Annotated in this window: 26 protein-coding genes; 4 read left to right on the top strand and 22 right to left on the bottom strand. The window is 71.1% G+C overall.

Annotated elements, in window-relative coordinates:
* Positions 1 to 116 precede the first annotated feature (116 nt).
* The 6 genes from tsf to AB0J88_RS38505 form a co-directional block, all read right to left on the bottom strand.
* Positions 117 to 953, bottom strand: a complete 837-nt coding sequence (gene tsf, locus AB0J88_RS38530; protein WP_364342085.1) for a translation elongation factor Ts — start codon at positions 951 to 953, stop codon at positions 117 to 119.
* A 69-nt stretch (positions 954 to 1,022) separates the two neighbouring features.
* Positions 1,023 to 1,868, bottom strand: coding sequence for a 30S ribosomal protein S2 (gene rpsB / locus AB0J88_RS38525; RefSeq protein ID WP_364342082.1), 846 nt, complete (start codon positions 1,866 to 1,868; stop codon positions 1,023 to 1,025).
* Positions 1,869 to 2,204: 336 nt separating this feature from the next.
* Complete coding sequence (locus AB0J88_RS38520; protein WP_364342079.1) at positions 2,205 to 2,408, bottom strand: hypothetical protein; 204 nt, start codon at positions 2,406 to 2,408, stop codon at positions 2,205 to 2,207.
* 171 nt (positions 2,409 to 2,579) lie between these two features.
* A complete protein-coding gene (dprA, locus tag AB0J88_RS38515) occupies positions 2,580 to 3,767 on the bottom strand; it encodes a DNA-processing protein DprA (RefSeq protein ID WP_364342076.1) in 1,188 nt (395 codons plus the stop codon).
* Positions 3,760 to 5,292, bottom strand: coding sequence for a YifB family Mg chelatase-like AAA ATPase (locus tag AB0J88_RS38510; protein ID WP_364342074.1), 1,533 nt, complete (start codon positions 5,290 to 5,292; stop codon positions 3,760 to 3,762). The genes dprA and AB0J88_RS38510 overlap by 8 nt, the downstream gene beginning before the upstream one ends.
* A gap of 94 nt (positions 5,293 to 5,386) precedes the next feature.
* Positions 5,387 to 5,746 carry a YraN family protein gene (locus AB0J88_RS38505; RefSeq protein WP_364342072.1) on the bottom strand — a complete coding sequence of 120 codons (360 nt, stop codon included), beginning with the start codon at positions 5,744 to 5,746 and terminating at the stop codon, positions 5,387 to 5,389.
* A gap of 190 nt (positions 5,747 to 5,936) precedes the next feature.
* Between AB0J88_RS38505 and AB0J88_RS38500 the strand changes: the two genes are divergently transcribed.
* Both AB0J88_RS38500 and AB0J88_RS38495 read left to right on the top strand, forming a co-directional pair.
* Positions 5,937 to 6,746 (top strand): hypothetical protein, encoded by an 810-nt coding sequence (locus AB0J88_RS38500; RefSeq protein WP_364342070.1) that lies wholly within the window; start codon positions 5,937 to 5,939, stop codon positions 6,744 to 6,746.
* A 74-nt stretch (positions 6,747 to 6,820) separates the two neighbouring features.
* Positions 6,821 to 7,753 carry a tyrosine recombinase XerC gene (locus AB0J88_RS38495; RefSeq protein ID WP_364342068.1) on the top strand — a complete coding sequence of 311 codons (933 nt, stop codon included), beginning with the start codon at positions 6,821 to 6,823 and terminating at the stop codon, positions 7,751 to 7,753.
* Between the two features lie 19 nt (positions 7,754 to 7,772).
* On the opposite strand, the gene AB0J88_RS38490 is transcribed toward AB0J88_RS38495, so the two are convergent.
* Positions 7,773 to 8,270, bottom strand: coding sequence for an NUDIX domain-containing protein (locus AB0J88_RS38490; RefSeq protein ID WP_364342066.1), 498 nt, complete (start codon positions 8,268 to 8,270; stop codon positions 7,773 to 7,775).
* Positions 8,271 to 8,342: 72 nt separating this feature from the next.
* Here AB0J88_RS38490 and AB0J88_RS38485 point away from each other — a divergent pair, with 72 nt between their 5' ends.
* The gene (locus AB0J88_RS38485) at positions 8,343 to 9,518 is read left to right on the top strand and encodes an aminotransferase class V-fold PLP-dependent enzyme (RefSeq protein WP_364342064.1); all 1,176 of its coding nucleotides are present in this window, start codon (positions 8,343 to 8,345) and stop codon (positions 9,516 to 9,518) included.
* A 48-nt stretch (positions 9,519 to 9,566) separates the two neighbouring features.
* Here the strand turns inward: AB0J88_RS38485 and AB0J88_RS38480 are convergent, their stop codons facing one another.
* From AB0J88_RS38480 to AB0J88_RS38445, 8 genes are all read right to left on the bottom strand, one after another.
* On the bottom strand, positions 9,567 to 10,118 hold the full coding sequence (locus AB0J88_RS38480; RefSeq protein ID WP_364344492.1) for a M23 family metallopeptidase: 552 nt from the start codon (positions 10,116 to 10,118) through the stop codon (positions 9,567 to 9,569).
* Between the two features lie 468 nt (positions 10,119 to 10,586).
* Positions 10,587 to 10,910, bottom strand: a complete 324-nt coding sequence (locus AB0J88_RS38475; protein ID WP_007075222.1) for a DUF2469 domain-containing protein — start codon at positions 10,908 to 10,910, stop codon at positions 10,587 to 10,589.
* Positions 10,911 to 11,200: 290 nt separating this feature from the next.
* Positions 11,201 to 11,980, bottom strand: a complete 780-nt coding sequence (locus tag AB0J88_RS38470; protein WP_364342062.1) for a ribonuclease HII — start codon at positions 11,978 to 11,980, stop codon at positions 11,201 to 11,203.
* A gap of 6 nt (positions 11,981 to 11,986) precedes the next feature.
* Positions 11,987 to 12,214: a hypothetical protein gene (locus AB0J88_RS38465; protein ID WP_364342060.1), complete on the bottom strand. Its 228-nt coding sequence runs from the start codon at positions 12,212 to 12,214 to the stop codon at positions 11,987 to 11,989.
* 163 nt (positions 12,215 to 12,377) lie between these two features.
* A complete protein-coding gene (gene lepB, locus AB0J88_RS38460; RefSeq protein WP_090794230.1) occupies positions 12,378 to 13,031 on the bottom strand; it encodes a signal peptidase I in 654 nt (217 codons plus the stop codon).
* Entirely contained in the window at positions 13,028 to 13,921 is an 894-nt protein-coding gene (gene lepB / locus AB0J88_RS38455) for a signal peptidase I (RefSeq protein ID WP_364342058.1), read from the bottom strand. The genes lepB (AB0J88_RS38460) and lepB (AB0J88_RS38455) overlap by 4 nt, the downstream gene beginning before the upstream one ends.
* Before the next feature lie 131 nt (positions 13,922 to 14,052).
* Positions 14,053 to 14,409, bottom strand: a complete 357-nt coding sequence (gene rplS, locus AB0J88_RS38450) for a 50S ribosomal protein L19 (RefSeq protein WP_364342055.1) — start codon at positions 14,407 to 14,409, stop codon at positions 14,053 to 14,055.
* A gap of 390 nt (positions 14,410 to 14,799) precedes the next feature.
* Positions 14,800 to 15,765 carry an NADP-dependent oxidoreductase gene (locus AB0J88_RS38445; RefSeq protein ID WP_364342052.1) on the bottom strand — a complete coding sequence of 322 codons (966 nt, stop codon included), beginning with the start codon at positions 15,763 to 15,765 and terminating at the stop codon, positions 14,800 to 14,802.
* A gap of 94 nt (positions 15,766 to 15,859) precedes the next feature.
* Here AB0J88_RS38445 and AB0J88_RS38440 point away from each other — a divergent pair, with 94 nt between their 5' ends.
* Complete coding sequence (locus AB0J88_RS38440; RefSeq protein ID WP_364342049.1) at positions 15,860 to 16,468, top strand: helix-turn-helix domain-containing protein; 609 nt, start codon at positions 15,860 to 15,862, stop codon at positions 16,466 to 16,468.
* Between the two features lie 65 nt (positions 16,469 to 16,533).
* Here the strand turns inward: AB0J88_RS38440 and trmD are convergent, their stop codons facing one another.
* The 7 genes from trmD to proS all read right to left on the bottom strand — a co-directional run bounded on the left by trmD (position 16,534) and on the right by proS (position 21,579).
* Positions 16,534 to 17,289 (bottom strand): tRNA (guanosine(37)-N1)-methyltransferase TrmD, encoded by a 756-nt coding sequence (trmD, locus tag AB0J88_RS38435; protein ID WP_364342046.1) that lies wholly within the window; start codon positions 17,287 to 17,289, stop codon positions 16,534 to 16,536.
* Positions 17,289 to 17,819: a ribosome maturation factor RimM gene (gene rimM, locus AB0J88_RS38430; protein ID WP_364738172.1), complete on the bottom strand. Its 531-nt coding sequence runs from the start codon at positions 17,817 to 17,819 to the stop codon at positions 17,289 to 17,291. Before rimM ends, trmD begins: the two co-directional genes overlap by 1 nt.
* Positions 17,819 to 18,079, bottom strand: coding sequence for an RNA-binding protein (locus AB0J88_RS38425; RefSeq protein ID WP_179266510.1), 261 nt, complete (start codon positions 18,077 to 18,079; stop codon positions 17,819 to 17,821). Before AB0J88_RS38425 ends, rimM begins: the two co-directional genes overlap by 1 nt.
* A complete protein-coding gene (rpsP, locus tag AB0J88_RS38420) occupies positions 18,054 to 18,536 on the bottom strand; it encodes a 30S ribosomal protein S16 (RefSeq protein WP_364358457.1) in 483 nt (160 codons plus the stop codon). The genes AB0J88_RS38425 and rpsP overlap by 26 nt, the downstream gene beginning before the upstream one ends.
* Positions 18,537 to 18,837: 301 nt before the next feature.
* Positions 18,838 to 19,485, bottom strand: a complete 648-nt coding sequence (locus tag AB0J88_RS38415) for a DUF402 domain-containing protein (protein WP_364358460.1) — start codon at positions 19,483 to 19,485, stop codon at positions 18,838 to 18,840.
* Positions 19,486 to 19,504: 19 nt separating this feature from the next.
* Complete coding sequence (locus tag AB0J88_RS38410; RefSeq protein ID WP_364358463.1) at positions 19,505 to 20,173, bottom strand: DUF402 domain-containing protein; 669 nt, start codon at positions 20,171 to 20,173, stop codon at positions 19,505 to 19,507.
* Entirely contained in the window at positions 20,173 to 21,579 is a 1,407-nt protein-coding gene (gene proS / locus AB0J88_RS38405; RefSeq protein ID WP_364358466.1) for a proline--tRNA ligase, read from the bottom strand. The genes AB0J88_RS38410 and proS overlap by 1 nt, the downstream gene beginning before the upstream one ends.
* Positions 21,580 to 21,693 lie beyond the last annotated feature (114 nt).

The following is a 21,693-nucleotide window of genomic DNA, read 5'->3' as shown; positions in this document are numbered from 1 at the left end:
CCCTATCCCGCGCCGCCCCCGGGCGGGGGCCGCGTTGAGCGTTTGCCCCCCCCCGCCCCCGGCCCCCCGGGGCGGGGGCCGCGCCCCCGCCCGACGGACGGGGGCGCGGCAGCCGGTCAGGCCTGGCCGACCTCGAAGCGGACGAACCGCGTCACGTCGATGCCGGCCTCGCCGACGACCTGCTTGACGGACTTCTTGTTGTCAGCGACCGAAGCCTGCTCCAGCAGCACGAAGTCCTTGAAGAAGGCGTTGGTGCGGCCCTCGACGATCTTCGGCAGCGCGGCCTCGGGCTTGCCCTCTTCGCGGGCGGTCTGCTCGGCGATGCGGCGCTCGGACTCGACGACGTCGGCCGGCACCTCGTCACGCGTGAGGTACTTCGGACGCATCGCGGCGATCTGCATCGCCACGCCACGCGCGTCGGCGTCGGCGGCCTCGTCGGACTTGCCGGTGTACTGCACGAGCACGCCCACCGCGGGCGGCAGGTCCTGGCTCTTGCGGTGCAGGTAGACAGCGACGGTGCCGTTGTCGTCGAGCACGGCGAAGCGGTTGAGCACCAGCTTCTCGCCGATCTTGGCCGAAGCCTCCTGGACGGTGTCGGCGACGGTGCGGCCGTCGGCCAGCTTGCTGGCCAGCAGCCCCTCGACGTCGGTGACACCGGCGGACTCAGCGTGCTCGACGAGCTGCTGCGCGAGCGCGACGAAGTCGGCGTTCTTGGCGACGAAGTCGGTCTCGCAGTTGAGCTCGAGCAGCGCCCGACCCGAGTGCGCCACCAGACCGTTCGCGGCGGTACGCCCGGCACGCTTGCCGACGTCCTTCGCGCCCTTGATCCGGAGCACCTCGACGGCCTTGTCGAAATCGCCGTCGGCCTCGGTGAGCGCCTTCTTGCTGTCCATCATGCCGGCGCCGGTGAGATCGCGGAGCTTCTTGACGTCCGCGGCGGTGAAGTCAGCCATGACTCTCTCTTTTGATGGTTAGTCGGGGTCGTGGCCGGGCCCACCCGGTAGGGCGGGCCCGGAACCAGCTCATTCCGCGGCGACGGTCGCGTTCTCGTCGGCCGGCTTCTCGTCAGCCTTCTTGTCGGCGCCCTCGAGGAGCTCGCGCTCCCACTCGGCCAGCGGCTCGTCGGTGCCGACGACGCCCGGCTCCGGCTTGTCGTCGCCGCCACGCTGACCGCGGCCCGAGCGGGCGATCAGCCCGTCGGCGACGGCAGCCGCGACGACCTTGGTCAGCAGCTCGGCCGACCGGATCGCGTCGTCGTTGCCCGGGATCGGGAAGTCGACCTCGTCCGGGTCGCAGTTGGTGTCGAGCACCGCGATGACCGGAATGCCCAGCTTGCGGGCCTCGTCAACCGCGATGTGCTCCTTCTTGGTGTCGACGATCCAGACAGCGGCCGGGATCTTCTGCATGTCGCGCAGGCCGCCCAGGGTGCGGGTCAGCTTGATCTTCTCGCGCGAGAGCTGCAGCGTCTCCTTCTTGGTGTAGCCGGCGGCGGTGCCGCTGAGGTCGCCCAGCGCCTCGAGCTCCTTCATCCGCTGCAGCCGCTTGTAGACCGTCTGGAAGTTGGTGAGCATGCCACCCAGCCAGCGGTGGTTGACGTAGGGCATGCCGACCCGCGAAGCCTGCTCCGCGATCGCCTCCTGCGCCTGCTTCTTCGTGCCGACGAACAGCACGCTGCCACCCTCGGCGACGGTGGTGCGGATGTATTCGTACGCCTTCTCGATGTAGTCGAGAGTCTGGCGCAGGTCGATGATGTAAATGCCGTTACGCTCGGTGAAGATGAAGCGCTTCATCTTCGGGTTCCAGCGCCGGGTCTGGTGCCCGAAGTGGACACCGCTCTCCAGCAGCTGGCGCATGGTCACGACGGCCATGGTGGGGTACTCCTCGTGTTGTCCCTGGTTGTCACGCCGGCCGGGTGGCCGAGCGTCCTGGCGCCCAGTCGCCGGCCATGGTGGGCCCAATCAAAATCGGGACCAGGGGACCGTCGCTCACCTCGAGCCACAAGGACGCGAACGCGAGAAGGGCGCGCGAGGTCGACCGCCCTGCGGCGGTCGCCAAAACCCAAGTGTACGCCGTCTGCGGTTGCCCCCCTTCCCCACCTCCGCGGACCCTTCCGGCACGACGGTCAATGCGCGGTTCGGACGCTCGTCGCAGGGTCAACTCCGGGCCCTCTGGCCCCGACCAGCTCGCCGGCCCCGCGCCGCCTGTCAGGGCGGCGGGATCGGCTCCGGGACGTCAGCCAGCTCTCGGTCCAGGCGGGCGAGCTTGGTCGCGTGACGTAGTTGCAGGCCGGCCCCGCGGGTGGCGGTGAAGGCGGCCCGGAACCGCAGGCGCTCCGATCTTCTCCGGGCGGCCGCGTCCACGGCCGCCCGGAGCCGTTCATCCAGCTCGTCCTCGGTCGGATAGGTCATCGCACGTTCTCCTCGACAACGTAGGAGGCCGAGCCACGCAGACCAGCTCGATCACCTCGACGATCACGGCCCGCACTGCCAGCGCACGGACGACCAGCGGGGCCGGACAACGGCGGCCGCCCGAGCGCGACCCGACGCCGGCCTCGACGCGCCCGCCCACGAGGCGCGCGGTCATGGCGGCTCGCGGTGGCGGAGGGTGAGCGGGACCAGGGCGTACCCGCCGGTCCGGCGGGCGACGAAGCCCAGCGTCTCGAGCAGCGTGAGCTTGCGCAGGGTCGTGCGGATGTCGACGCCGGCCCGGACGGCCAACGCGTCAGGACTGATCGCCCCGCGCCGGGGCATGGACTCCAGCAGGAAGGTCGCCTGGTCGTCGAGCTGGTCCCGCGGGTGTTCCGGACCCTGCGCCGCCGGCGCGAGGTCGGCGCCGATCCGGCCGACCTCCTCCAGGACGTGCGCGACGTTGGTGACCAGCCGCGCGCCGTCGTGCTGCCGCAGGATCTCGTGGCAACCGATCGACATCGCGGACGTGACCGGCCCCGGCACGACCATCGCCGGGCGGCGCAGCGCGAGCGCGCGCCGCACCGTCTGGGTCGCCCCGCTGCGGGCCGCGGCCTCGACCAGGACCGTGCCGCGGGTGGCGGCGGCGATCACCCGGTTGCGGATGAGGAACCGCGGCCGCAGCGGGTCGGCGCCCGGTGGCCACTCGGTGATCAGCAGGCCGGTGTCGGCGATCCGCTCGAAGAGGGCGGTGTTGGCGACCGGGTACGCGCGCTCGATGCCGCATGCGAGCACCGCCACGGTGAGCCCGCCCGCCGCCAGCGCGCCCCGGTGGGCGGCGGCGTCGACGCCGAACGCACCGCCCGACACCACCGTCCATTCGCGTTCGGCCAGGCCGTAGGCGAGGTCCGTGGCGACGTGCTCGCCGTATTGGGTCGCGGCCCGCGAGCCCACGATCGCGACCGAGCGGTCGAACGCCTCGGCCAGCGGCCACGCCCCGCGCACCCAGAAGCACAGCGGCGGCGCCAGCTCACGGTCGACCCGACGGTCGGTGCCGGCGAGCTGGACGTGTTCGAGCCCGGAAAGGTGCGAGGGCCACTCGTCGTCTTCGGGGATCACCACACGCGCGCCGAGCCGCTCGGCCGTCGCCAGGGCCGCCTCCGCCGCCAAACGTGGGTCGCCGGCGCCCAGACGGGCGCGGACCGCGTCGCGCGCCGCGTCGTCGGTGATCTCGCCGGCCAGCACCAGAGCGAGCGCCTCGCGGGGGCCGTGCCGGGCGACCAGCCGATGCACCGCCCGCGTGCCGGGCTCGGCGAGCAGGGTCAGCGCGACCCGGGCCAGCCGGATGTCGATCTCAGGCATCGAACCGCCTCCCGCCGCCAGTACGCAGCGCCAACGCCTCTTCGACGTCGTCGATGGTCGGCCGGTCGCGGCCGTCGAGGTCGGCGATCGACCAGCACAGCCGCAGGACCCGGTCGAATCCCCTGGCCGACAACGACCCGCTGTCGAGTCGGCGGCGCAGCGGCTGCGTGTCGCGCGGCGGCAACCGCCAGGGCGCCTGGCGAAGCCGAGGGCCGGGCACCTCGGCGTTGACCCGCCAGCGCTCCGCCGACCAGCGCGCGGATGCGGCCGCCCGGGCCTTGGCCACCCGCTCGGCGACGTCGACCGACGGCTCGCCGCCACCGCTGGTGACGAACAGATCGGCCGCGGTGACCGGCATCAGCTCGATCTGCACGTCGATGCGGTCGAGCAGCGGACCCGAGAGCCGGCCCAGGTAGCGGCGCCGGGCCAGCGGCGTGCACTCGCAGTGCGCATCGCCCTGCGGTTTGGCACAGGGGCACGGGTTGGCCGCGACGACGAGCTGGACCCGGGCCGGATATTCGGTCGTGCCACCGGTGCGGCTCAGCAGGACCCGACCGGACTCCAGCGGCTGGCGGAGCGCTTCGAGGGCCCTGGTGGCGAATTCGGGCGCTTCGTCGAGAAAGAGGACGCCTCGATGGGCGAGTGAGACCGCTCCGGGCCGGGCCAGGCCGGAGCCGCCGCCGACCAGCGCGGCGAGGGTGGCCGAGTGGTGCGGCGCCTGGAACGGTGGGCGGCGCACCAGGCGCCCACCCTCCGGCAGCAGCCCGGCCACCGAGTGCAGCGCCGACACCTCGAGCGCCGCGTCGTCGTCGAGCGGTGGCAACAGCGACGGCAGTCGCTCGGCGAGCATCGTCTTGCCCGCGCCGGGTGGACCGAACATGGCCACGTGGTGCCCGCCGGCCGCCGCCACCTCGATCGCCCGTCGGCCCAGCGCCTGGCCGGCGACGTCGGCCAGGTCGGGCATCGGCGGCTCGGGCGGCGGGTGGTCGGTGGGCGGGTCGAGCAACGCGCCGCCGGTGCGGACGTAGGCGACCAGCCGGTGCAGTGTCTCGACCGCCTTGACCGTGACGCCCGGCACCACCGCGGCCTCGGCGGCGTTGGCCAGCGGCACCACCGCGCGGTGGATGCCGGCGCGCAGGGCCGCGGCGACCATCGGCAGCACGCCGCGCACCGGCCGCACGCTGCCGTCGAGACCTAGCTCACCCAGGATCACGACACCGTCGAGGGCGGCCAGCGGTAGCTCGCCGGCCGCCCCCAACAGCGCCGCCGCGATGCCCATGTCGAAGGCAGAGCCGTATTTGGGCATGGTCGCGGGCAGCAGGTTGACGGTGATCCGCCGGTTGGGCCAGCGTTCACCGGAGTTGACGACCGCCGCCCGCACCCGATCGCGGGCTTCGTTGAGAGCCGTGTCCGGCAGGCCGGACATCACGACGGCGGGCAGCCCGGCGGAGAGGTCGGCCTCGACCTCGACCAGGTATCCGGTCACACCGACCAAACCGACGGACAACACCTTCGCGTAGCTCACGAGGTACGACGGTGCCGTGCGAAGGGATGATCCCGCTCGACCCCTGTGGATAACCCTCGGTTGTGGACAGGGCACACACCGAGCACGGACTGTGCTAGAAGGCGCCACGGATGTGCTCGATCTCGACGGTTCCCGGCCGACGGACCAGGACGGCGATCACGTCGAACCGGATCTCGCGCGGGTGCGCGTTGTTGAGGGCCAGCCACCGCGCGCCGAGCCTGCGTAGCCGCCGCGCCTTGGCCGCCACCACCGCCTCGGCCGGCACACCGAAGCCGAGCCCGCGCCGGGTCTTCACCTCGCAGAAGACGAGCGCGTCGCCGTCCCACGCGATGATGTCGATCTCACCGAGCGGGCAGCGCCAGTTGCGCGCGACGATTCTGAAGCTCGCGTCGGCCAGGTGCTGGGCCGCCAGCCGTTCGCCCCACGCGCCGATCGCCTGTCGTACCACCGTCATGGGCCGACGATGCGCGAGCGAGCGGCGGCGCCGCACCTTCCCCTGTGGACAGCGCACGGGTGTGGAAACCGGCCGTAAGCGCGGCGGAGCGTGATACATCCCTCCACGACGACCGGAATCAGTGCGCTTAAATTCGCATTCCGGACACTCGGCTGGCCGGTTCGCTGGCACCTGAATTACCGTGCGGCCCGTGGACGGACGACGTGGGTACCCGGACGACGAGCAGCAACAGCGCTGGAACGACGACGACCAGGGCGCGGCCGGTGGCGGCTGGCGCGAGGGCGGCTACCCACGGGAGGCCGGCGCCGAGCCGTCGTTCAACGGGTTCGCGGGTGGTTACGGCGGCCCTCCGGGAGAGCCCCGGTGGGGTGGCGACGACAAGCCGTCCTGGAACACCTCCGCGCGACCGCTCCCGGCCGACGGCATGCGGCGCCCGACCGACGACGGACCGCCGCGGTTGTACGCCGTCGACCCGGCCGGACCGGCCACGGGCGAACTGCCCCGATCCACGCCGATCGGCGAGCCGGTGCCACCGCCGCTCGCACTCCCCGACCCGGGACCGGGGCTGCCCGGCGACGGCGCGGCCGGCCTGAACGCACCCACCGGCCTGATGCCCCCGATCGCGCCGCGTGACGAGACGCAGCGCTTCCCGACCGACCCGATGCGCCGACCCGCCGCGGCGCCGGCCGCACCCGCCGACGGCGTCTACCGCACCCGCCGGCCAGGCCTGTTGCTGGTCTACGGCGTACTCACCGCGATCTTCGAGATCGGCGCACTTCGGATCTTCTTCGACTCGATGTTCACCGGCGACCTGGTGATCGCGGGCATCGTCTCCGGGATGTTCCTGATCGCCGGCCTGCCTCTGCTCGCGGCCGGCCTCTACGCCGCCACGACCGGCGGTTCGAGGCCGGAAGGTCCGGGCGGCTGGCTGCGCCCACCGGCGGTCTACGTGGTCGTCGGCCTCGGCCTCCTGATCGCCGCGGGCCTGGCCGCCGCCTGACGACATCAAGACCGGCTGACCGCCGACGGCGCGGCGGCTTGACGCCAGGTCTCGCGCCGGTGACCGTCGCGGTGATGGCCCGATCGACACAGGCACTGCACGAGTCGCTTCCGCCTGCGATGCGCGAAGCGGTCGACGAGTTCGCCCGGCACCTGTCACAGGTCGAAAATCGATCGGCCCACACGGTACGCGCGTACGTCGGCGATGTTGTCTCCTTGCTCGACCACGCGGTGCGAATGGGCGGCGCGACGCCGGGCGACCTCGACCTCGCCGTGCTGCGCAGTTGGCTGGCCCGCCTCCGTACGCTCGGCGGCGCTCGCGCTTCCCTCGCCCGCCGGGCCGCCGCGGCACGCACGTTCAGCGCGTGGGCGCACCGCGGCGGGCTGCTGGCGAGCGACGTCGGCGCCCAACTGGCAACACCCAAGGCCAACCGCGACCTGCCCGCAGTGCTGCGCACCGAGCAGGCGACCGAGCTCGTGCTGGCGCCGGGCGACGAGGCCGCACCGACGCTGCTGCGCGACCGAGCGGTGTTGGAGCTCCTCTACGCCACCGGCATCCGGGTCAGCGAACTGTGCGGCCTGGACCGGGCCGACGTCGACGCCGGCCGCCGAGTGGTCCGGGTGCTCGGCAAGGGCGACAAGGAACGCTCGGTCCCCTATGGACAACCGGCGCAGGAAGCGCTCGACGACTGGCTCCGGCTGGGCCGGTCGTCCCTGTCGACGGCGGCAAGCGGCGACGCGCTGTTCCTCGGCGCGCGCGGCGGCCGCCTTCAGGCGACGGTGGTGCGGCGGCTGGTCAGCGGGTACGCGCGGGCGGCCGGGCTCCCCCACATCACACCGCACGGGCTGCGCCATTCGGCCGCCACCCACCTGCTGGAGGGCGGCGCCGACCTGCGGGCTGTGCAGGAGCTGCTGGGGCACGCGTCGCTGGCCACGACGCAGATCTACACCCACGTCTCGATGGAGCGGCTCCGCGCGGCCTACCGACAGGCCCACCCGCGCGCCTGACCTCACCGCGGCTCCGCGATCAGGCGGAGATGCGGTCCGACAGGTAGCGGGTCAGGACCCGGGCATGCAGGTCGAAGGCCAGGTCCTTGGTGTCACTGGCCACGTGCCAGCCGGCGACCTCGGCGTTCGGCGTCGACGCGGGCAGAGCGGCCGCGGTCGTCGCGGGCAGCAGGCCGAAGATGAGCACCGTGCCGTCGGGGGCGCTGTGCACGTCGAAGAGCGACACGTCCGTCTCGGCGACCACGATGCCGGTCTCCTCGAACAACTCGCGCGTCACCGCCCGCTGCCACGACTCGCCGTGGTCGACGAAACCGCCCGGCAGGGCGAGCAGGCCGGCCCGTGGGGGGATCGCCCGCCGGATCACCAGCACGCCGTCGTCGACCGGCAGCACCGCGACGGCGACCGGGACCGGGTTGCGGTACGTGGTCTCGCCGCACTCCGCGCAGACCCGGGGCCAGGGTTGGTCCGGGGCGTAGGCGACGCCGCAGAACGAACAGTGTGAGTCGCGGGAGGCCATTCACGCAGCCTACGGCCGAGCCGGCCCCGATCGGCGGGACGACTCGTACGATCATCGGTATGAGGTCCGCGCGTGGCTGAGCCGCAGCCGCCCACCCCGATCCCCGGCGCCCGTCTGCTGTTCTCGCTCGACCCCAGCGTCGCCCATCTCAACCACGGCTCGTTCGGCGCGGTGCCGATCAACGTGCAGCGCGCTCAGCAACGCCTGCGGGACGAGGTCGACAGCAACCCGCTGCGGTTCTTCGACCGCGGCTTCTTCGACCGCATCGCGCACACCCGCCGCCACCTCGCGTCGTTCCTCGGCGCCGCCCCGGACCGGACCGCGCTGGTCGGCAACGCCACCACCGGCATCGCCATCGCGCTCCAGTCGCTGCGGCTCGGCCCGGGCGACGAGATCCTCACGACCAGCCACGGGTACGGGTCGATCTCGTACGCCGTTCAGCGCGAGTGCGACCGCACCGGCGCCACGGCCGGCCTGGTCACGCTGCCGCTGCGGGCGCGGGAGACCGACCTGGTCGCGCAGATCCGCGCCGCGTTGCGTCCGGGCCGCACCAAGCTGCTGATCGTCGACCAGGTCACCTCGGCGACCGCGTACCAGCTTCCGGTCGCGACCATCGCCACCGTCGCCGCCCGGCTGGGCGTGGCGGTGCTGGTGGACGGCGCCCACGTCCCGGGCATGCTGCCGGTCGAGGTCGACCGCATCGGAGCCGACTTCTGGGTTGGCAACTTCCACAAATGGGCGTACGCGCCGCGCGGCACCGCCGTGCTCAGCGTCGCCCAGCGTTGGGTCGACCAGATCGAGCCGCTCGTCGTGTCGTGGCAGCAGCCGAACGGCTTCCCGGACAACGTCGAGTTCCAGGCGACCCTGGACTACACGCCGTGGCTGGCCGCGCCGGTGGGCCTGTTCACGCTGCGCGGCCTCGGCATCGAGCGGGTACGGGAGCACAACGCGGCGCTCGCCGCCTATGGCCAGCGGGTGATCGGCGAGGCCCTGGGACTGACGCCCGAGGAACTGCCGGACCCGGGCGGCCCCGACGTGCCGATGCGCCTCATCCCACTGCCCGAAGGCGTCGTCACCACCCATCCGGAGGCCGTCACCCTGCGGGAGCGGATCTCCGACGAGCTCAAGACCGAGGTCAACCTGAACGCCTGGAACGGCCGCGGCTGGCTGCGGATCTGCGGCCAGGTCTACAACCACGCGGGCGAGTACGACCGCTTCGCCGAACGCCTCCCCTCCCTTCTGCGGTGAGCTGCGCCGAGCCGGGGAGCCGCCCGCCTGCGAGCCGGGCGGCAGCGGCTAGACCGGCAACAGCCGGACCCGGAAGCCGAGCAGCAGCATCGGATCGAGATAGACGGCGTCGCGCCGCAGCCCCCAGTGCAGGCAGGCGGCCGCGGGACAGCCGGGATGCCCAGGGGCGACCACGCCGATCGGGTCCCCGGCGGCGACGTGGTCGCCCTGACGGACCGCGGGGATCAGCGGCTCGTAGGTGGTGCGCAGCCCGCCCGCGTGCTGAATGCTGACGACCTGCCGGTTGACCACGAGCCCCGCGAAGACGACCTCGCCGGAACCGGCCGCCCACACGGTGGCACCTGGCGCCGAGGCAAGATCAACGCCGCGATGGCCCGGCAGCCAGGGTCTGGGTGGGTCCTCGAACCGCCGGGTGACCCGCAACGGCGGCGCGACGGGCATTCCGAACCGACGAACGGGCGCCGCCCTCGCCGAAGGCACCACCGGATCAAGCTCCCCCAGGTCAGGCGCCCGACCGCGCGATGGCCCAAGCAAGCCAACGCCGCCGCGCGACCGGTCAAGCAACGCGGACACAGCGGGCAACCCGGCGCCACCGTGCAAAGCAACACCACCGCGCGGTCGATCGAGCGACGCCGACACACCAGGCAACCCGGCGCCACCGAGCAAGGGATCGAGCACCGCTCGCCCAGGCGACCGGCTGACCAACGTGGATCTTCCGGGCGCGCGGTCGGTCGGCGGAAGAAGCCTCGGCGGGAGATCAGGCCAGAAGCCGACCTCCACCGTCGCGCGCGGGCCGGCCCGGACCGCCGCGGGAAAGCCCCTGGCCAGAGCTCCACCGACAGCCGGACCCCACCTGGCCGGCGAGGGAGACGACACCCTCCCGACCGGCACGAGCACAGCGACCGCGACCACCAGCACCACGGCCGCGAAATACAACGCGGTGTTACGGAGTGCGTACTGATTCATGCATGGCAGCCTCGTCGTGGCCGGGGGGAGCGGCAACGGGGCGTACGGCGGCCTGTGGATTGTGGATAACGCCCGCCGGGGTTGGCGTTGTGGTACGAGCGGTCAGCCGCCGAAGCCTGAGTCCGCGGGGAGGGAGATGTCGGGCTTCTCGAGCTCTTCGACGTTGACGTCCTTGAAGGTCATCACTCGGACATTCTTGACGAAGCGCGCAGGCCGGTACATATCCCAGACCCAGGCGTCGTGCATCTCGACCTCGAAATAGACCTCGCCGTCCGAGTTCCGGACGTGCAGGTCGACCTGGTTGGCCAGGTAGAAGCGGCGCTCGGTCTCGACGACATAGGAGAATTGGCGGACGATATCGCGGTATTCCCGGTAGAGCTGCAGCTCCATCTCGGTCTCGTATTTCTCGAGATCCTCTGCGCTCATCGCTCTCCGCCCTTCATGGCACCATCTTCCCCCACCGGCGCGTACGGCCGAAGCCGCTCGCCGGACGCCACGCCGACGGTACCCCCTGGGGACTCCGCGCGCCCTACCGGATCCGGACGGGCGCGTACGTCACTCGAAGGACGCCCGTCGCAGTGATCCAGACCACTACCGGCACCATCAAGAAACAGCTGCGGCCCTTGGTCCGCGGTGGTCCGGACCGTCGCTCCCGCCGGAGACCGCTCCGCTTCGCTACGCTGCCAGGTCCGCCTCGGCTGAGCACAACACGAAGATCAGGATCCGGCGGCTACCTCCGCCGCCAGCGACGAAGCCGCCTCCGGGTCCAGGTCCGGGACGACCTCACCGCCCAACCTGGACGGATCCGTCAACGCCCGAGGACGCCGGCTCCGAGGTGGACGCGAGTCCCGCCCCGACGCGTTGGCCACGTTGATGTACGAGAACCGGTGCTCCGCACACGGACCGTGCTCGCTGAGGGCCGCGTTGTGCTCGGGAGTCACGTACCCCTTGTGCTCCGAGAAGCCGTAGGAAGGGAACTGCCCGTCCAACTCGACCATGATCCGGTCCCGGGTCACCTTGGCCAGCACGCTGGCGGCGGCCACGCACGCGGCCACGCGGTCGCCCTTCCAGACGGCCAGGCCGGGCACACCCATGCCGTCGAGCGGGAAGCCGTCGGTCAGCACGTACTCAGGCCCCACGGGCAGCGACGCCAGTGCCCGGCGCATCGCCAGCAGGTTGCACACGTGCAGCCCCCGGGCATCGACCTCGGCCGCCGGAATGACGACCACCGAATAGGCCAGGGCCCGCTTGACCACCTCGGCATAGATGCGCTCCCGGGCCAGCGGCGTCAACAGCTTCGAGTCCGCCAGGCCCTCGATCTCGCCGCGCTTCCCCTCGGGCAGCACCGCGGCCGCGGCCACCAGCGGACCGGCACACGCACCCCGGCCGGCCTCGTCGGCGCCCGCCACATGCCGGAACCCACGCCGCTGCAGCGCGCGCTCGAGGGCGTAGAGGCCGCCCTCGCGGCGTACCACGGTGCGTGGTGGTGTCAGCACGGCTGATCAGTCCTTCCCCAGCACCCGGCGCAGCACGACGGTGAGCTCGTCGGGGTAGTACCGCTCCTTCGTACGCTCCAGTTCCTCGATCGACCACCACCGGTGCTCGGTGATCGACTCCTGCTCGATCTGGTCGAAGCCGGTGGTGTCCACCACCCACGTCGGCACGCGCAGCAGGAAGAACTCCTGCTGCTGCCGGTACCAGACGCCGTCGACCCGAGGACAGGCCGCCACCAGGCGTGAACCAGTAGGTGTGCGAAGGCCGCCCAGGATCGACGCCGTGGAACAACAGCACGCGCTCACCGTCGTCGACCAGCAACACCCGCGCGGCACGCCGCGGCCGAAACTCGGTCACCGAGCCAGCTTAGTCAGGCGCGCCCCGGCGCCTGACCAACGCCTAGCCCGCCGACGGATCCGGCACGGTGTTGAACGTCTCCGGAACCGACAGCCACGTCGCCCGGCCCACCGGCCAGAAGACCACGAACGCCCGGCCGACCACCGAGTCCTCGGTGATCGTCGAGATCAGCGGGTCGCCGTCGCTCTGCTTCCAGTGCTCCAGCGAGTCGCCGGACGCGGCCCGGTGGTCGCCCATCACCCAGATGCGGCCCTTGGGCACCGTGAAGTCGAAGGGCTGGTCCGCGGCGGGGTCGCTGATGCCGTTCTCGTTGAACAGGTACGGCTCGTCGATCGAGTGCCCGTTGACCCGCAGCCGCTTCTGCTCGTCGCAGCACTCGATCCGGTCGCCGCCGACGGCGATCACGCGCTTGATGAAGTCTTCGTCGTCGAGCCCGCTGCGCCACTCCGACGGCGCGCGGAACACGATGATCTCGCCACGCTCGGGTGAGCGGAAGTTATAGACGATCTTGTTGACCAGCACCCGGTCGTTGACGTTGAGCGTGTGCTCCATCGACGGCGACGGGATGTAGAAGGTCTGCAGGAGGAATGCCCGCACCAGGACGGCGACGAGGATCGCGACGCCCAGCAGGATCGGCAGTTCTTTCCAGAACGACGAGCTGCGCGGCGACTTCTGGGGGGTCTGTTCCTCAATCACGGACGGAGCCTACGTTGTAGATCTGGGAGTCTGCGTCGGGAACGCGCCAGAAAAAGGACGGACGCGAAGATTGGCATTGTGACGACAATGTCTCCCTTTCCCGGCAGAGGCGAATCAGTTCCACGAATGGGCACGCCGGTGCCGCCACCCTCGCCACCATCGATCGGTGGCGGGACGCTGTCGAACGTATCGGGGATCGACAGGTTGGCCCACCGGTCCTGCGGCCACACCACCACGAACGCGCGTCCCACCACGTTGTCGACCGGGACCGGCCCCTGACAACGCGCGTCCTGCGAGACACCGCGGTGGTCGCCCATCACGAACAACTGGTTGGGCGGCACGACCACTTCGGCGAACTGCCGCGACCGGCACTCGCCGGCCACCGGCGGCACGTCGAGCGGCGAGTTGTCGAAGATGTACGGCTCGTCGAGGCCCTTGCCGTTGACCATCACGCGGCCTTGGTCGTCGCAACAGCTGACCCGGTCGCCACCGACGGCGATCACGCGCTTGATGAAGTCCTTGGCGCCGGGCCGGCTGATCCCGATGAGGTCGCCGAACGTACGGCCCAAACTGCTGAACAGGCCCGGGTCGCCGCCGTCGACCGGCTGCGGCGCCCAGGCCTCGGGACCCCGGAACACGACGACCTCGCCGCGCTTCGGATCCCGTACGTCATAAACGATCTTGTTGACCAGCACCCGGTCGCCGACGAGCAGGGTGTTCTCCATCGAGCCGGACGGGATGAAGAACGCCTGCAGCAGCAGGCTGCGGATCAGCACAGCGAGGCAGAACGCCACGATCAGCAGCAGTGGCAGCTCTTGCCAGAGAGGCATTTGCATGCGGCGCCGGGGAAACCGGCGCCGCCGTTCCTGGCCGACATCGCCTCGATCCACGCCGAGCCTCTCCCCAGGTCAGTCAAGCGCCCGCAGGCGGACGCACACCACCGCCCGAGGCGATTCCCGATCGAGAGGCCTCGTGGGGGCTAGCCTAACCGCACGAGGCCATGGCACAGCAGTGACAGATGTCAGCTCGGCTGCTTCTCGCGCTTCTCCTTGATCTTGGCCTTCTTGCCGCGCAGCTCACGGAGGTAGTACAGCTTCGCGCGACGCACGTCACCGCGGGTCACGACCTCGATCCGGTCGATGGCCGGGCTGTTGACGGGGTAGGTGCGCTCGACACCGACACCGAAGCTCATCTTGCGGACGGTGAAGGTCTCCCGCAGGCCAGCACCCTGGCGGCGAATGACCACGCCCTGGAAGATCTGGACACGGGACCGGTTGCCTTCAACGACTCGGGCGTGCACCTTGACGGTGTCACCGGCGCGGAAGTCAGGAATGTCGGTCCGCTGAGACTGGGCGTCGACGGCGTCCAGGGTGTTCATCGCTCATCCTTCGGTATGACGGCACACCGGACCCGGTGCGCGACGGGTGATCCTGATCCCCCACCAGTCCAGGAGATCCTCGCAGCCATTCCACGGCGTGGCGCGACTGCGGCAAGAAGCAACCTCACTACTTTGCCATACGGCCCGGCGCTCCCCGAAATCACCCCATGGGCAAGATCAATATCGAGGGGATGTCCCGGGTCCGTCTGGGCCGCGACCGTCGCTCCCGCCGGAGACCGCTCCGCTGCCAGGTCCGTCGCCGGTCGCGCGTTGGAGATCGAGGAAATCGTTGCTGCCGGAGCAGCATCCATCTCCCTAGATCCGCCCGCATCCGCGGCAGCGGCGGCGTGGCGCGGGAGCGGACGCCCGCGTCGCGTACCCGGTTGTGCATTAGACAACCGACACAACCAACTTGCCCGTTGTGTGCCGACGGGCGAAGTCGACGCAGGCTTGTGGGCCTTCGGCGAGCGTGTAGCGGCGGCCGATCGTGGCTCGTAGAGCGCCGGTGACGGCGGCCTCGGCCACCTCGCGCATGCCGCCGAGTGCGCCGTCCATGTCCAGCACGAAGTGCAGGTCGACGTCGTCGCGGCCGAGCCACCCCGGCTCCGGGACGGGATACGTGATCGTCAACAGCCGTCCCCCGGGTCGCAGCGAGCTCGCCACCCGCTTGAGGTCGTCGCTCGGCAGCACCGCGTTGATCACCACGTCGATCCCCGACGGGTAGTCCGAGTAGCCGATCACCTCAGCCGCACCCAATGCCCGCAGCAGCTCCACGTCCGAGGTCGTCGCGGTCGCGATCACCTCGGCGCCCGCAGCGGCCAACAACGGCACCACCGTCGTGCCGACCCCGCCGGTCGCGCCGACGACCAGCACCCGCTCCCCCGCCCGGATCCCGGCCGTCGCCAGCAACGCCCGCGCGGTCAGGCCGACCGTGGGCAGCGCGGCCGCGGCCTCCAGAGCCAGCCCCGCGGGTCGATGGGCGAGGAACGGGGTGTCCGCCTCGAAGACCGCGTACTCCGCCAACGATCCGGTGCCCAGCGACGGCCTGGTCTGGCCCGCCATCGCCCGCAACGCCCGCGGGATCGCCTGCCCGAAGATCTCGTCGCCCACCGCGAACGCCGTCACCCCCGCGCCGACCGCGCTCACCGTCCCGGCGAAGTCGTTGCCCGGCACGTGCGGGAACTCCAACGGCACCGAGTCGCGGAAGTCGCCGCTCGGCAGCCGCACGTCGGCCGGGTTGATCGAGGCCGCGGCGATGCGCACCTGGATCTGTCCCGGACCCGCCTGCGGCACCGGCACCTCGGCGACCTCGTAGGACTCCGGCGGCCCGTACCCGGTAGCAACGACAGCTCTCATCACCCGCACCCACCTCAGCTAAACGGACCGCTTGGTCACCTTCGCTCAAGCTAACAATAAACGGACCGCCCGGTCAACTTGCTAGAGTCCCCAGGTGACCGAGACGCCGCGACCGCTGCGGGCCGACGCCGTCCGCAACCGGCGGGCACTGCTCGCCGCGGCGGCGGACGAGTTCGCCGAGCGCGGCCTGGACGCCTCGATCGCCGACATCGCCCGCCGGGCCGGGGTCGGCAAGGGCACGGTCTTCCGGCACTTCGCCACGAAGGACGACCTCATCGCGGCGATCGTCATCGACCGGATGGACGCCCTGAACGCCGCCGGCGAGCGCCTGCTGGCCGAGGCGCCCGACGCCGGCGTCGCACTGCGGGAGTTCCTCTCCATCGCCGCCGAGCAGCGCCAGCAGCGCGACCTCTCGTTCCTCCAGCAGGCCGGCGACCTGTCCCCGGAGGTCACCGCCGTCCGCACGCGGATGTACGACACGATCGACCGGCTCGTCGAGAAAGCCCACGCGAGCAACGCCGTGCGTCGGGACGTCACCGGCACCGACGTGATCCTGCTGATGTGCGCGCCGAACTACGTCGTCAGCTACGTCCCGGACGCACCGCCGGACCTGTGGCGCCGCTACCTGGCGATCATCTTCGACGGCCTACGGCCGGAGGGGGCACAGCCCCTGCCCCACCCGCCACCGACAGCAACCGCTTGAGCGAGACCGTCGATCGGCCCCGACACCCACTCCCGGGAGCCGCGATGGCGCCAGCCCTGACCGCGTCAGCTCTCGTCCGGAAGGGGCGCAGCGGCCTCGTCGAGCACGGACCGGTCGGCTTTGTCGAGCTCCGGCGCGTCAGGCCCGACCAACATGTCTGGGCGACGCGAAGCGGTCCGGCGCAGTGACTCGTCCCGGCGCCAGCGCGCGATCCGGCCGTGGTCACCCGACCGCAGGATGTCCGGCACGGCCAGGTCCCGCCACACCGGCGGCTTCGTGTAAACCGGCGCTTCCAGCAGCCCAGCCGCGTGCGACTCCTCCGCCAGGGAGTCGGCATTGCCGAGCACACCCGGCAGCAGCCGGACCACCGCCTCCATGACCACCAGGACCGCGACCTCGCCGCCGAAGAGCACATAGTCGCCCAGCGACACCTCGGTCACCGGCATCCGGGACGAGGCGTGGTCGATCACCCGCTGGTCGATGCCCTCGTAACGCCCACACGCGAAGACCAGATGAGACTCGGCGGCCAGCGCGTGCGCCGTCGCCTGGGTAAAGGGAGCGCCTACCGGCGTCGGCACGACCAGCCTCGACGACGGTCCCGCCAACGAATCGAGCGCCTGACCCCACGGCTCCGGCCGCATCACCATGCCAGGCCCACCGCCGTAGGGCGTGTCGTCCACGGTGCGATGGACGTCGGACGTCCACGACCGCAGGTCGTGCACCCCGACGGACAGCAGCCCGGTCGCCTGCGCCTTGCCGATCAGCGACAGCGACAACGGCGCCAGGTAGTCGGGAAAGATCGTTACTACGTCGACCCGCATCACAGGTCCAGCAGACCCTCCGGCGCGTCGACGATCACGCGGCCGCCGGCCAGGTCGACCTCGGGCACGATCGCCTTCACGAACGGCACCAGCGCCGGACGACCGTCCGGGCGAGAAAGCACGAGCAGGTCCGAAGCCGGCGCGTGGTCGATCCGGGCGACGGTGCCGAGCACCTCACCGCCGGGGCTCACCGCGGACAGGCCGACCAACTGGTGGTCCAGGAACTCGTCCGGATCCTCGGGCACCGCGATCTCGTCGGAGTCGACGACGAGCAGCACGTTGCGCAGGTTGTCCACGAGGTCACGGTCGTAGTAGCCGTCGAAGAGCACCAACGGGCGTCCCTGGTGCCAGCGCAGGTCCTCGATGGTGAGCGTCTCCGGCACGACGGAAGCGACGCTGGCCGCTGTCGGGTCGGTGCGCAGCACCGACCCGACAGCGAACCGCTGCTCGGGCTCGTCGGTCCGGACCTCGACGGTGACCTCACCGCGAATGCCGTGGGGCCGACCGATCCGGCCGACGACGAGGAGCATCAGTACGCGTCGACGATGTCGACCCGGACGCCCCGGCCGCCGATCGAACCGATGACCTGGCGGAGAGCCTTGGCGGTGCGCCCGCCGCGGCCGATCACGGTGCCCAGGTCCTCGGGGTTGACACGCACTTCGAGCCGCTTGCCACGACGTGAGTCGACCATCCGGACACGTACGTCATCCGGGTGGTCGACGATGCCCTTGACGAGGTGCTCCAGCGCGGGCCGGAGTGCCACGTCAGGCCTGCTCGCCGGAGTCCGCAACCGCCTGCTCCTCGGACTTGGGTGCGTCGGCCTTGGGAGCCTCGGCCTCAGCCTTGGGCTCCGCGGCCTTCGCGGACTTCTTCGCTGCCTTGGTCGGCGCCGGCGCGTCGCTCAGCCCGGCCGCGGCACGCGCCTCGACCTCGTAGGCCTCACGCTTGTCGACCCGCGGCGCGGCGACGAGCAGCGGCGGCGGAGCCGGCAGGCCCTTGAACTGCTGCCAGTCGCCGGTCCGCTCGAGGATCCGCTGCACGGCCTCGCTCGGCTGCGCACCCACCGACAGCCAGTACTGCACGCGGTCGGACTTGACCTCGATCAGCGACGGCTCTTCCTTGGGGTGGTAGATGCCGACGTACTCGATCGCCCGGCCGTCACGCTTGGTGCGCGAGTCGGCGACGACGATGCGGTATTGCGGGTTGCGGATCTTGCCCATCCGCAGAAGCCGGATCTTTACGGCCACAGTCTGTTCGCTCCTGTTGCGATACGTGGGTGATCGGCCGGCCGACGCAGTGGGGTTTGAGTCGAGGACCGTTCGTGGACTGGCAACGCGTTCGGGGTAGAGGGCGCCAAACGCATGCCGGATACCAACTAGCCATTCTGCCAGATGGTCCGTCGAAGCATTCGGCGGGCCATCCGGACATCAAAACAGAGGTTATTCGTGTCCCGGGTTCGTCGGGGGCGCGACCGTTGCTCCCGCCGGAGATCGCTCCGCTGCGCTCCACTTGCCAGCTTCGCGGCTGGTCACCGTTACCGCAAAACGGTCAGACCGCCCGCGGGCGGTCCCAACCCGACGGAAGATCAGCCGGGATCCGCCACGCCGGGTCCGGAAGGAGGTCGCACCAGGTGCCGTCGAAGGGGAACTTGCCCGCTTCGATCAGCTCCAGGACCGCTTCGCCGTTCTGGCGGATCGTGGCCGCCTCGGCCGCGTCCCAGTAGCCCGATTTGCCGGTTTTTGCGGCTAGCTCGTCCTCGTCCTTCCAACTCCACGTGCGGTCTGGCGCCACCACGATGTCCAGCGCGTGGTCAGCCGTGTCGATGCCGGCGACGTCGCCGTCGTCCCACCGGGTGAACGGGTCCTCGAGGTTCACGTACCAGCTGTCGAAGTCGCCCGTGTGCTGGTCGAAGAACCACCAGACCGACCACGGCGACCCGTCTGCGGGATGGAACGGCATGATCGGGCCGCCGAGCCAGGGCCGCCTCGTCAGCTCCATCGGACCGAGCTCGTCCAGCGTCCCGTCGTGGTGGGTGCGACCGTCCGGCGTCATCAGCCGCCAGATGCTGACCCCGGCCGGCTGCCACAGCCGCAGTCCGCGCTCGTCGTCGGAGAGCACCACCATCGAGCCGATCCAGCTGATCCGCCCACCACGCCAGTAACGCCGCACGATCGTGCGACCAGGAGTGAAAGCCATGGACCGCACCCTACGGAGATCAGCCGGCGTCCGTGCTCCCCCGCGAGACGACCGGCCGGTCCCAGCCCGCCGGCAGCTCCGTCGGAATCACCCACGAGGGGTCCGGCTGGAAGTCGGTCCAGGTGCCGTCGAACGGGAACTCGCCCGCCTCGATCCGCTTGACGACCCGCCAGCCTTCGGCGCGGACGGCGGCCTCGTCGCGTACCCAGTAGTGGTCCGGAAAGGCCAGCCGCTCGGTGAACTCGTCCTCGTCCTTCCAGCGCCACGACCGGTCCGGGTCGACCACGATGTCGAGGTCCTGGTCGACCACGTCGATCCCGGCGAGGTCGCCGTCGTCCCAGCGGACCGCGCGCTCTTCGAGGTTCACGTACCAGTTGACCAGTCGGCCGTCCGGGTCCCGGAACCACCAGACCGAGTGGTCCTCGCCGATCGGATGGAACTTGAGCACGCCGTTGCCCATCCACGGATGCAGCTTCACCCCGTAGGACAGCGTGATCCATTCGGCGAACGGCATCGCCCGCATGCCCCGGCCGTCGGCGGAGACCTCGGAGGCCACCACCGAGCCGGGCGCGATCCAGACCAGCAGCCCGCGCTCGTCGTCGCTGACCACCCGGGCGGGGCGAACCCAGCCCAGGCGGTCGTGCCGGGCGTTGCGGTGGACGATCAGGCTGCCGGGAGCGAACCCCATCAGTAGGAGCGGCCGAGGATGGCGACCAGCTCCGGCTCGTCCTGCGAGTCGGGCACGGAGCCGTCGGCCCGGACCAGGCAGCGCACGGTCACGCCCTGGCCGTTGGCCTCGGCCTCGCCCTCGACGCCGACCGCCGACCACGGCACGCGCGCCCAGCCGGTCGCCGTCGCCGCGATCGCGTCGGCCAGGGTCGACACCTCGACGGTGCGCGACTCGCGGAACGCCAGCGCCTCGTCGTGCAGCTTCTGCTGGTCCTCTTCGAGCATCGCGAGCACCCGACCGACCACGTCGGCCACCGGCACGGGGGTCTTGCTGCCGTCGAACCGCCGCGCCACGACGGCGTTGCCGGCCGCCAGGTCGCGGGGACCGACCTCGATCCGCACCGGGTAGCCCTTGAGCTCGGCGTCGACCGCCCGCCGCCCGAACGCGGTGTCGACCCGGTCGTCGAGACCGACCCGCACGCCAGCGTCCCGGAGCGCGTCACGCAGCTTGTGCGCGGCCGCGGTCACCCCGTCGCCGTCCTTGACGACCATCACGTACGCCTGGATCGGTGCGAGTCGCGGCGGCACCCGCAGGCCGTTGTCGTCACCGTGGCTCATGATCAGGCCGCCGAGCATCCGGGTGGACGTGCCCCAGGAGGTCGTCCAGGCGTGCTCGACCCCGCCGCTGGCCGCGGAGTAGCTGATGTCGAAGGCCTTCGCGAAGTTCTGCCCGAGCTCGTGCGAGGTGCCCATCTGCAGGGCCTTGCCGTCGCCCATCATGCCCTCGAGCGTGTAGGTGCTGGTCGCGCCCGCGAACCGCTCCCGGTTGGTCTTGCGCCCGACCACCACCGGGATGCCGAGGACGCCGACCATGAAGTCCTCGTACACCTCGTGCAGGATCTTGCGCGCGTAGCTGCGCGCGTCGTCCTCCGTGGCGTGCGCGGTGTGGCCCTCCTGCCAGAGGAACTCGCTGGTCCGCAGGAAGATCCGGGGCCGAAGCTCCCACCGCACGACGTTGGCCCACTGGTTGAGCAGCAGGGGCAGGTCGCGGTAAGAATCCACCCACTTGGCCATGAACTCGCCGATAACGGTCTCGCTCGTGGGCCGGACGACGACCGGCTCGGCGAGCTGCTTGCCACCACCGTGGGTGACGACGGCGAGCTCGGGCGAGAAGCCCTCGACGTGCTCGGCCTCGCGCTTGAGGTAGCTCTCGGGGATGAACAACGGGAAGTAGGCGTTCTCGGCGCCCGCGATCTTGATCCGCGCATCCATCTCGGCCTGCATGCGCTCCCAGATGGAGTACCCGGCCGGTCGGATCACCATCGTGCCGCGCACCGGGCCGTTGTCGGCGAGCTGCGCCTTGGCGATCAGATCCTGGTACCAGCGGGGAAAGTCCTCCGCACGGGGAGTAAGCACGCGAGCCATAACCGGGAATCCTAGCGAGGAGATATTTGCCTACCGCCACCGCGCCTTGATGATCCATTCATGTACGCGCGTCCGTCGTGGGCGCGACCGTTTGCTCCCGCGCGCACCGGGCGG

The sequence above is a fragment of the Asanoa sp. NPDC049475 genome (assembly GCF_040676915.1).
GTDB lineage: Bacteria > Actinomycetota > Actinomycetes > Mycobacteriales > Micromonosporaceae > Asanoa.
The sequence above is the reverse complement of the archived record's forward strand: the minus strand, read 5'-3'. Positions and strand labels throughout refer to the sequence as shown.

Coding starts and splice junctions, on each gene's coding strand:
- tsf (WP_364342085.1), bottom strand. CDS start 953: ATGGCTGACTTCACCGCCGCGGACGTCAAGAAGCTCCGCGATCTCACC.
- rpsB (WP_364342082.1), bottom strand. CDS start 1,868: ATGGCCGTCGTGACCATGCGCCAGCTGCTGGAGAGCGGTGTCCACTTC.
- AB0J88_RS38520 (WP_364342079.1), bottom strand. CDS start 2,408: ATGACCTATCCGACCGAGGACGAGCTGGATGAACGGCTCCGGGCGGCC.
- dprA (WP_364342076.1), bottom strand. CDS start 3,767: ATGCCTGAGATCGACATCCGGCTGGCCCGGGTCGCGCTGACCCTGCTC.
- AB0J88_RS38505 (WP_364342072.1), bottom strand. CDS start 5,746: ATGACGGTGGTACGACAGGCGATCGGCGCGTGGGGCGAACGGCTGGCG.
- AB0J88_RS38495 (WP_364342068.1), top strand. CDS start 6,821: ATGGCCCGATCGACACAGGCACTGCACGAGTCGCTTCCGCCTGCGATG.
- AB0J88_RS38490 (WP_364342066.1), bottom strand. CDS start 8,270: ATGGCCTCCCGCGACTCACACTGTTCGTTCTGCGGCGTCGCCTACGCC.
- AB0J88_RS38475 (WP_007075222.1), bottom strand. CDS start 10,910: ATGAGCGCAGAGGATCTCGAGAAATACGAGACCGAGATGGAGCTGCAG.
- rplS (WP_364342055.1), bottom strand. CDS start 14,409: ATGAACACCCTGGACGCCGTCGACGCCCAGTCTCAGCGGACCGACATT.
- AB0J88_RS38445 (WP_364342052.1), bottom strand. CDS start 15,765: ATGAGAGCTGTCGTTGCTACCGGGTACGGGCCGCCGGAGTCCTACGAG.
- trmD (WP_364342046.1), bottom strand. CDS start 17,289: ATGCGGGTCGACGTAGTAACGATCTTTCCCGACTACCTGGCGCCGTTG.
- rimM (WP_364738172.1), bottom strand. CDS start 17,819: ATGCTCCTCGTCGTCGGCCGGATCGGTCGGCCCCACGGCATTCGCGGT.
- AB0J88_RS38415 (WP_364358460.1), bottom strand. CDS start 19,485: ATGGCTTTCACTCCTGGTCGCACGATCGTGCGGCGTTACTGGCGTGGT.
- AB0J88_RS38410 (WP_364358463.1), bottom strand. CDS start 20,173: ATGGGGTTCGCTCCCGGCAGCCTGATCGTCCACCGCAACGCCCGGCAC.
- proS (WP_364358466.1), bottom strand. CDS start 21,579: ATGGCTCGCGTGCTTACTCCCCGTGCGGAGGACTTTCCCCGCTGGTAC.